The organism is Dactylosporangium salmoneum, assembly GCF_039532525.1.
Classification (GTDB): Bacteria; Actinomycetota; Actinomycetes; order Mycobacteriales; family Micromonosporaceae; genus Dactylosporangium; species Dactylosporangium salmoneum.
Genome location: NZ_BAAARV010000005.1, coordinates 439234 through 448794 on the forward strand (window position 1 = coordinate 439234; position 9561 = coordinate 448794).

Here is a 9561-nt window from a genome sequence, read left to right on the forward strand (position 1 = left end):
CGTGACGTTGGGGGGCGAAGTGTCGATCACAGACGACCAGCGAACGGATCCGTGGGACGACGCGAGCCCTGAACCGCCGGGCCAGCGCCCCGAGCGCGAGCGCACCGAGCGCACCTCCGAGACCTTCGAGCGCACCCCACCCCAGGACGTGGCGGCCGAGCAGAGCGTCCTCGGCGGCATGCTGCTGTCCAAGGACGCCGTGGCCGACGTCGTGGAGATCCTGAAGACCCACGACTTCTACAAGCCGGCCCACAGCATCATCTTCGACGCGATCCTGGACCTCTACGGCCGCGGCGAGCCGGCCGACGCCGTGACGGTCGCCGCCACCCTGACCGACGCGGGCAACATCGCCAAAATCGGCGGCGCCGCGTACCTCCACACCCTCATGACGACGGTCCCGACCGCCGCCAACGCCAGCTACTACGCCCGCATCGTCGCCGAGCGCGCCGTGCTGCGCCGCGTCATCGAGGCCGGCACCCGCATCGTCCAGCTCGGCTACGGCTCCGGCGGCCAGGGCGGCCGCGACGTCGACGACGTGGTCGACCTGGCCCAGCAGGCCATCTACGACGTCACCGAGAAGCGCGTGAGCGAGGACTTCGCCGTCCTCGCCGAGATGCTCCAGCCCACCCTGGACGAGATCGAGGCCGTCGGCGCCCAGGGCGGCATGATGACCGGCGTCCCGACAGGCTTCAGCGACCTGGACCGCCTCCTGAACGGCCTGCACGCCGGCCAGTTGATCATCGTCGCCGGCCGACCCGGTCTCGGAAAGGCCCTGGCCCTCGACACGCCGCTGCCCACGCCTGACGGCTGGACCACGATGGGCGACGTCCGCGCCGGCGATCGGCTGCTGGGCGCCGACGGCCGCCCGACGACCGTGGTCAACGCCTTCGACGTCCTCCACGACCGTCCGTGCTACGAGGTGGAGTTCTCCGACGGCAGCGTCATCGTGGCCGACGCCGACCACCCGTGGAGGACGAGCACCCGCAGCGATCGCCGCGGCCGCCGGCCGGGCCGCGTGGTGACCACCCGGGAGATCGCCGAGACGCTGACCTGCGACACCGCCGACCAGCGACTGAACCACTCCGTTGGCAACTGCGCGTCCCTGGAGCTGCCGCACCGGCCTGACCTGGCCATCCCGCCCTACACGCTGGGCGCCTGGCTCGGCGACGGCGAGACCCGCGGGGCCCGGATCACGTCGGCGGACCCCGAGGTCCTCGTGTTCATCGAGCTCGACGGCTTCGATACCGCGCCGTCCGGCCCGATGGTCTATACGATCCACCCGCCGGAGCTGCCGCCGATCGAGGACCGCGTCTGCATCGTCTGCCACGCCACCTTCACCCCGCAAGCGGTCTCGGTGCTCACCTGCGGCCGCAGCTGTGGGGGTCGATCTCCCAGGCCCGCGCGAAGCGCGGAAGCGGGCCGGCGTCTCGCGGGCGAGGGAGAGCGGCCGGGGTGCTTCAACTGCGGGACCGTGACCAAGGGAAGCGCCACCGGCACCCGGCGCTGCGCCACCTGCCATGCGCGCTGGGGGTCGTTCGTCGGCTACCTGCGCGCAGCCGGGGTGCTTGGCGACAAGCACATTCCGGCGGAGTATCTGCGCAGCGACGAGAAGCAGCGCCGGGCCCTGCTGGCGGGACTGCTCGACACCGACGGCGCGGTCGGCAACAACGGCCACGTGCAGTACACGAGTACGTCCCGCCGACTGACCGACGACGTCTACGAGTTGGTGGTCAGCCTCGGGTATCGCGCCCAGGTGAGCCGCCGGACCGTGCGCGGCCGGACCGCGGAGACGTCGGTGGCGTACACGATCACCTTCAGCACGATCGACGAGGTGTTCCGGCTCGAGCGCAAGCGGCTCGCCCACGCCGAGCGGCGGCGGGCGGCGTCGACGGCGGAGACCGGGCTGCGTTACGTCACAGCCGTCCGTCCGGTGCCGAGCGTGCCGGTGCGCTGCGTGCAGGTCGACAACGCCGATCACATGTACCTCGCCGGGCGAGCGATGATCCCCACGCACAACTCCACGGCCGCCATGGACTTCAGCCGCGCGGCTTCGGTCAAGCACAACATGGCCTCGGCGATCTTCAGCCTGGAAATGTCCAAGGTCGAGATCGTCATGCGTCTGCTCTCGGCCGAGGCCCGCGTGCCCCTCCACGTGCTGCGCTCGGGCCAGCTCTCCGACGACGACTGGACCAAGCTGGCCCGGCGCATGGGCGAGATCAGCGAGGCGCCGCTCTTCGTCGACGACACCCCGAGCATGAACCTGATGGAGATCCGCGCGAAGGCCCGCCGGCTCAAGCAGCGCCACGACCTGAAGCTCATCGTGGTCGACTACCTGCAGCTGATGACCAGCCCGAAGCGCACGGAGAGCCGTCAGCAGGAGGTCGCCGACCTGTCCCGTGGCCTGAAGCTGCTGGCCAAGGAGGTCGAGTGCCCGGTCGTCGCGGTGAGCCAGCTCAACCGTGGCCCGGAGCAGCGCACCGACAAGCGCCCCCAGCTGTCCGACCTTCGCGAATCGGGATCTATCGAACAGGACGCCGACGTCGTCATCCTGCTGCACCGCGACGACTACTACGACAAGGAGTCCCCGCGCGCGGGCGAGGCCGACTTCATCGTCGCCAAGCACCGTAACGGCCCGACTGACACCGTGACGGTTGCCGCGCAGCTCCACCTGTCCCGCTTCGTCGACATGGCCATCTGACCCTTCGCCCCTGGGCTGCGGCCGTCGCCGCCCCCTCGTGCCTTGGGCGTCGCAGCGGGTGCCTGCTGCTTGCACTCCCGCCAGAGTCCAGCTCGCGGGCTGCCTTCTAGGCTCCCGGCCGTGCCGCAGTTACGACCACCGCGCGGCCGGTTCGCCGTTTCCGCCCCGGCATGCCGCTTCGTCGTGCCCCGCATCGCTCTCGCGCATTCCCCCAGCCGCCCGCGGCGCACCGGCGGCCCGCTGCCGCGCTTCGCGCTTGCCTGGGCCGGCATGCCGCTTCGTCGTGCCCCGCATCGCTCTCGCGCATTCCCCCAGCCGCCCGCGGCGCACCGGCGGCCCGCTGCCGCGCTTCGCGCTTGCCTGGGCCGGCATGCCGCTTCGTCGTGCCCTGCATCGCTCCTCGCGCATTCCCCAGCCGCCCGCGGCGCACCGGCGGCCCGCTGCCGCGCTTCGCGCTTGCCTGGACAGGCGCCGGCTTGCGTCGGTCCGGCACCGTGGCCGTCACCCGTGGGCCGGTGGGAATGCGAAAGGGGCCCCTCGTGTGAGGGACCCCTTCTGCCGTGCCAGGTGTTGCTACTTCGCGGCCGAGACCTTCAGCGTGAAGACCGCGGCGACCTCCGGGTGCAGCTTGATCTGCACCTTGTAGTCGCCGACCGTCTTGACGTGGCCCGGCAGCTCGAGGCGGCGGCGGTCCAGCTGGGGCCCGCCGGCCTTCTGCACGGCGTCGACGACCTCGGCCGGCGTGACCGAGCCGTAGAGGCGGCCTTCCTTGCCGGCGCGGAGCGACAGCTTGACCGTCAGGCCCTCGAGCTGGGCCTTGACCTCGTTGGCGTGGCCGAGATCGCGGATCTCGCGGGCCGAGCGGGCGCGCTTGATCGTCACGATCTGCTTCTCGCCGCCCTTGGACCACGGGATCGCGAAGCCCTGCGGGAGCAGGTAGTTACGGCCGTAACCGTCCTTGACCTCGACGATGTCGCCGGGGGTCCCGAGGCCGGTGACCTCCTGGGTGAGGATGATCTTCATGTCGGCCGTCCCTTAGCGCGTGGTCGCGGTGTAGGGGAGCAGCGCCATCTCGCGCGCGTTCTTGACGGCGCGCGCGATCTGCCGCTGCTGCTGGGCGGTCACGCCGGTCACCCGCCGAGCGCGGATCTTGCCGCGGTCGGAGATGAACTTCCGCAGCAGGGCGGTGTCCTTGTAGTCGATGTAGGCGATGCCCTCCTTGTCGAGAGGGTTCACCTTCTTCTTCGGTTTGCGCAGGGCCGCAGCCTTCGCCATTGCTCTTGCTCCTGATGCCATTAGAACGGGGGCTCGTCGTCGAAGGATGAGCTCGACCTGCCGCCGCCGCCACCGCCGCCGGCCGGCGTCGCGTTGGCCCACGGGTCATCGTTGTACCCGCCGCCTCCGCCTCCGCCACCGCCGCCGTTGCCGCCGCCCGAACCGAAGCCACCGCCACCACCGGAGCTGCGCGACATCTTCTGCACCTTGGCAGTCGCGTAGCGCAGCGACGGGCCGACCTCGTCGACCTCCAGCTCGATGACGGTGCGCTTCTCACCCTCGCGCGTCTCGTAGGTCCGCTGCTTGAGCCGACCGGAGACGATGACCCGAGACCCGCGGGTCAGCGACTCGGCGACGTTTTCGGCCGCCTGCCGCCACACAGTGCAGGACAGGAACAGCGGCTCGCCGTCCTTCCACTCGTTGGTCTGACGGTCCATGAACCGGGGGGTGGATGCCACCCGGAACTTGGCGACCGCTGCTCCCGACGGAGTGAAACGCAACTCAGGGTCCTCGGTCAGGTTACCGATGACCGTGATGGTGGTATCTCCCGCTGCCATATGAGTCAACTCCTCGCGCGCTGGTGTATGGCCACGATGTCACAGGGGTACGACAGTTTTTGCCGTCGCGCCCGCGACCGTGGCCGGGCGAAGCAGATCGATCTCGCCCGGGGTTCCGCTTAGCGGACCTCGGGCCGGATGACCTTGGTGCGCAGCACGGACTCGTTGAGTCGCAGCTGACGGTCCAGCTCGGCAACCGACTCCGGCGAGGCCTGGAGGTCGATGACGGCGTAGATACCCTCGGTCTTCTTGTTGATCTCGTACGAGAGGCGCCTGCGGCCCCACACGTCGAGCTTCTCCACCGAGCCACCCGACGTCCGGATCACGTTGAGATACGTGTCGAGCGACGGGGCGACGGTGCGCTCCTCGAGACTTCCGTCGAGGATCACCATGATCTCGTAATGACGCAAGACGTTCTCACCTCCTACGGGCTAAGCGGCCGCGGTCCATCCGCGGCAGGAGGTCATGCGTCGTCCATCGGCGCGAAATGCCGATGGACCGAACCAGAGTACACGCTGAGGTGTCAAGACAGAAAAAGACCGCGGGGCGCGCCATCCGCTTCGTTGGGTGGGACCTGGGGAGGAACGACCACACCGGTGCGTTGGATGACTGCGCCCCGCGGAGCTAGGGAAATCGTACCTTATGCGAAGCTCGCACGTGATGCCCGTTGAGCAATAATAGCCCGAATTGAGGCGATTCCAACGCCGACCACACAGACCGTCGCCACGAGCGCCAGCAGGCCGGCAGGGCCGTTGCGCGCCGGTCCGCTCGCCGCCACCGGCTCCTCTACCATCACCCGGTCGTCGACCGCGACGCTCGGGTCGGCGCCCACGGCCGGTGCCGCGGCGGCGCTCGGGTCGAGCAGCGACGGGTCGACCGGCTCGGTGCCGGACTCGCCGGCGGCGCCCGTGGCGGTCGCCGAACCGTCCTGGCCTTGCGGTGATTTCGTCGAGTGGGCCGCTGCGCCGGTGCTCATCGCGTGGTTCGCCGCGCCGGCCGCGGCCCCGGCGGGCCCAGCGGGTGCGGCCTGGGTCCCGCCGCCGGTGCGGGCCTGCCCGGTCGTCGCCTGCGCGGCGGTCGGGGTCGGCGCCGCGGTCACGCCGACCGAGACCGGCTTGAACTGCTGCACCACGCCGACGCCGCAGTCGAAGGTCATCGCGACCTCGACCGGTCCCTTCTTGAACAGGACCGGTACCTGCTGATTGGGCTGCACCGTGGCAACGCTCTGGCCGTCGACCTTCAGGTTCGCATTCTGGCCGAGGCGGTTGACGAAGTTCACCCGCGAGTCGGCCGGCACCGAGACGTTGCCCGTGTTCGGCTGGGACTTGCAGACCAGCAGGCTCAGCACGCTGCCGCCAGAGAATTCCACCGTCGGGGTCTCGGGGGCGGCGCTCACCGGGCCGGCGCCCACGGTCAGGGCCGCAGCGGCGAGTGCCGCGGCGGTAGCCGCCAGGCGTACTGCCGATCGGTGTCCGGACAAGGTAGCCATTCCAGTAGCCATCCAGGGTTCGGGGGATCGATTGGGGGTCGTTCCATCGAGCTGTACGAGGCCCGCCGATCGCCGGGGAGCGATCACGGGCGGCTACGTGCGTAACGACGAGGGCGACTGGACGGTGACGGAAGCCCGGCATTCCGGACCCTTCGGTCCGCACCCCGGGGCACGCCGCACAAACTGTCACACCCACGTCGTAGGCTCTGCGGCATGCGAATCGGTGCTCACGTCGACCCCGCTGAGCCGCTGGCCGAGGCGGCCGCCCGGGGCGCCGACCTCATCCAGTTCTTCTTGACAGATCCGCAGGGTTGGATCGATCCGGTGGATCGCGACGATGCGGAGGCGCTCCGCAGCGCCGAGACCGACGTCTATATCCACGCGCCTTACCGGATCAACGTCGCATCGTCGAACAACCGCATCCGGATTCCCAGCCGCAAGCTGCTGTTCAGCCACGCGGCCGGCGCGGCCAAGGTCGGCGCCAAGGGCATCATCGTCCACGGCGGCCACGTCGAGAAGGCCGACGGCCTGGCGGCAGGCTTCGACAACTGGCGCAAGACCTTCGCCTACGCCGCCGACCAGGGCGGATTCGCAACGCCGGTCCTGATCGAGAACACCGCCGGTGGCGACAACGCCTGCGCCCGCCGCTTCGACAACCTCGCCCGGCTCTGGGACGCGATCGGCGACTACGAGGTCGGCTTCTGCCTCGACACGTGCCACGCCTTCGCCGGCGGCGAGAATCTCCTCGACATCGTCGACCGCGTGAAGGCCATCACCGGCCGCATCGACCTGATCCACGCGAACAACTCGCGCGACGGTTTCGACTCCGGCCGCGATCGGCACGACAACATGACCGCCGGCGAGATCGATCCGGAGCTGATCGTGGCGGTCATCCGTGCGGCGGGCGCGCCGGCGCTCGTCGAGACCCCCGGCGGGGCCGAAGGCCAGACCGCCGACATCAACTACCTGCGGGAGCGGCTGGCGTGAGCAACGTTTCGTCGGAGCCGACGGTGTCCGAGGAGCCGCCGTCGGACGGCCGTCCCCGGACCCACGGCCGCTCCAATGACCTCACCCCCGGCGATCAGGGCAGCACTGAGGCCGAGCCCGCCGAGAGACCCTCCGCCGAGGGCGGGGCCGAGCCCGGCGCCGACGCGGCCCGGGACGACGGCTCCGACCGGGAACCGGCTTCGGCCGGGGCCAGCCCCGACGGCGTGGAGCCGGACGGGGAGGCCGCGGGCGACGAAGACCCGGGCGACACCGAGCCGGCGGGGAAGGCGCCTGGCGATGAGCCGGCCGCCGCTCGGCCGGGTGAGGACGAGCCGGGGACCGGCAAGCAGGCCGACGACAGGGCCGACGGCGACAAGCAGGAAGCCGTCGGGGCTGACAGCGGCAAGCAGGACGCCGTCGGGGCTGACGGCGACAAGCAGGCCGACGCCCCGGCGGCGAGCGAGGAGCCGGCGGACCCGTTCAACGCGTTCGCGCCGGAGCCGGAGTTCGTGCCGAGCCGGTTCGGGCGGGTCACGCGGCGGAGCAGGTCGGGCCTGGCTCGGTTCTTCGCACACGAGTGGACGCTGGCCGCGCTCGGGTCGGTGCTGCTCGCGGCGGCCATGACGTGGCCGGCGCTGCAGCACCCCGCCACGACGATCCCGCAGGACATCTGGGACCCGACGCTGCAGGCGTGGCAGATGTCGTGGGCCGGGCACATCCTCACGACCGACCCGCTGCAGCTCTGGCAGGCCAACGCGTTCTATCCGAACCAGTACACCTACGCGTTCTCGGACACGCTGCTCGGGTACGCGCCGGCCGGGATGATCGGGTCGGGGCCCGAAGCGGCCATCGTGCGGTACAACATCATCTTTGTTCTGATCTTCGCCTTCGCGTTCTTCGGCGCCTACGCGCTGGCGCGCCAGCTCGGGGCCGGGCGCACGGGGGCAGCGGTGGCCGGGGCGGCGTTCGCGTATGCGCCGTGGCGGCTGGGGCAGGCCGGGCACCTGCACGTGCTGTCGATCGGCGGCATCGCGCTGGCGCTGGCGATGCTGGCGCGGGGGCACGGGTTCTCGCTGCGGCGCGGGTACGAGCCGGAGAAGCGGCGGTGGGGCTGGGTGCTCGCCGGTTGGCTGGTCGCGGCGTGGCAGATCAGCCTGGGCTTCGGCATCGGCCTTCCGTTCGCGTATGCGCTGCTGATCGCCGTGCTGGCCTCGGCCGTCACGTGGGGGTACAAGCACCTGCGGAACCGAGGGGCCGGGCGCCGGCCGTTCGGGTGGAAGCTGCTCTTCGCCAACCTCGGCGGCGGGCTGGTGTTCGTCGCGGTGAGCGCGATGATGGCCTACCCGTACCGGCAGGTCCTGAACCAGCACCAGGAGGCCGAGCGCAGCGCGGACATCATCGGGCTGTTCTCCCCACCGCTGAAGGGGCTCTTCATCTCGCCGCCGGAGTCGTGGCTGTGGGGCGACGCCTACGCGAATGCCCGGTCGACGCTGGGGTGGGCGCCGGAGATGGCGCTGCTGCCCGGGTTCTTCCTGTACGGGCTGGCGTTCGCGGGCCTGTTCGTGTCGACCTGGCGGCTGCAGCACCGGATCCTGCTCGGCGTCGGGGTCGTGGGCACGGCGATGCTCGCGATGGGCACCAACGGGCCGGGTGACGGGGACTTCGGGTACATGGCGCTGTACCGGGTGCTGCCGGGCTTCGAGGGCATTCGTACCTCGGGCCGGCTGATGGTCTGGGTGACGCTGTTCCTGGCGCTGCTCGCGGCCGGCGCGGTCAGCGCGTTCGCGGAGCGGGCCGTCGAGCTCTTCGCCGACCGCACGCAGTCCGACGTCGGCAACCAGGCCGGGGTCTGGCGGATCGTGACGCTGATCCCGCTGGTGCTGGTGCTGGCCGAGGGCATTCACCAGCGAGGCCCGAACCCGACGGTACCGGCCGCGCCGGTGGCGATGAGCACCGTGCAGGGTCCGGTGATGGTGCTGCCGTCCAGCGAGCTGTTCGACATGAACGTCATGCTCTGGAGCACCGACGGCTTCCCGAAGATGGTCAACGGCGGCAGCGGGTTCACCCCGAGCAACCAGGAGATCCTGCGGCTCAACATGGAGCAGTTCCCGGACGAGGCGACCGTGACCCAGCTGCGCGAGATGAAGATCCGCACGGTGGTCGTGCTGCGGGACGAGGCCGCCGGGACGCCGTACGCGCGCGCTGTCGACGCGCCGATCGACGGCCTGGGCATCACCCGGACCGAACAGGGCGACGTGATCACCTACAAGATCGACGGCTAGGCGCGGCGAAGCGGACGGACCCGGGACGGCGGCGGGCCCGAGGCCGGGCCTGCCGTGCCCGAGCCAGGCCTCGGAGGCGAGCCCAGCCGCGAGGGTGAGCCGCGCTGCCCGGCCGCGCCGCGCCGCGAGGTTGGGCGTGGCCGTGGGTGGACAACCAGGCCGTGAGGGCGAACCGGGCCGTGGACGAGAGCCAGCCTCGCGAACGCGAGCCCAGCCGGCCCGCATCGCCGCCGCGAGGCCGCGCCGCCGCGCCGCCGCGCCGCCGCCAGGCCG

Annotated in this window: 8 protein-coding genes; 3 read left to right on the forward strand and 5 right to left on the reverse strand. The window is 71.0% G+C overall.

Features of this window, described 5'->3' with window-relative positions; all coding sequences use genetic code 11:
* The first annotated feature begins 19 nt into the window (after positions 1 to 19).
* Positions 20 to 2698 (forward strand): replicative DNA helicase, encoded by a 2679-nt coding sequence (gene dnaB, locus ABD352_RS04825; RefSeq protein WP_486303850.1) that lies wholly within the window; start codon positions 20 to 22, stop codon positions 2696 to 2698.
* Between the two features lie 573 nt (positions 2699 to 3271).
* On the opposite strand, the gene rplI is transcribed toward dnaB, so the two are convergent.
* The 5 genes from rplI to ABD352_RS04850 all read right to left on the reverse strand — a co-directional run bounded on the left by rplI (position 3272) and on the right by ABD352_RS04850 (position 6010).
* Positions 3272 to 3721, reverse strand: a complete 450-nt coding sequence (gene rplI / locus ABD352_RS04830; protein ID WP_344610952.1) for a 50S ribosomal protein L9 — start codon at positions 3719 to 3721, stop codon at positions 3272 to 3274.
* A gap of 12 nt (positions 3722 to 3733) precedes the next feature.
* The gene (gene rpsR, locus ABD352_RS04835) at positions 3734 to 3973 is read right to left on the reverse strand and encodes a 30S ribosomal protein S18 (RefSeq protein WP_223100246.1); all 240 of its coding nucleotides are present in this window, start codon (positions 3971 to 3973) and stop codon (positions 3734 to 3736) included.
* Between the two features lie 20 nt (positions 3974 to 3993).
* The gene (locus ABD352_RS04840) at positions 3994 to 4530 is read right to left on the reverse strand and encodes a single-stranded DNA-binding protein (protein ID WP_344610953.1); all 537 of its coding nucleotides are present in this window, start codon (positions 4528 to 4530) and stop codon (positions 3994 to 3996) included.
* Between the two features lie 119 nt (positions 4531 to 4649).
* Entirely contained in the window at positions 4650 to 4940 is a 291-nt protein-coding gene (gene rpsF / locus ABD352_RS04845) for a 30S ribosomal protein S6 (RefSeq protein ID WP_033359943.1), read from the reverse strand.
* A 230-nt stretch (positions 4941 to 5170) separates the two neighbouring features.
* Positions 5171 to 6010 carry a hypothetical protein gene (locus ABD352_RS04850; RefSeq protein ID WP_344610954.1) on the reverse strand — a complete coding sequence of 280 codons (840 nt, stop codon included), beginning with the start codon at positions 6008 to 6010 and terminating at the stop codon, positions 5171 to 5173.
* A 222-nt stretch (positions 6011 to 6232) separates the two neighbouring features.
* Between ABD352_RS04850 and ABD352_RS04855 the strand changes: the two genes are divergently transcribed.
* Together ABD352_RS04855 and ABD352_RS04860 are read left to right on the forward strand one after the other, a co-directional pair.
* A complete protein-coding gene (locus tag ABD352_RS04855) occupies positions 6233 to 7006 on the forward strand; it encodes a deoxyribonuclease IV (RefSeq protein WP_344610955.1) in 774 nt (257 codons plus the stop codon).
* Positions 7007 to 7230: 224 nt separating this feature from the next.
* Positions 7231 to 9288, forward strand: coding sequence for a hypothetical protein (locus ABD352_RS04860; protein WP_425553466.1), 2058 nt, complete (start codon positions 7231 to 7233; stop codon positions 9286 to 9288).
* The last annotated feature ends 273 nt before the right edge of the window (positions 9289 to 9561 follow it).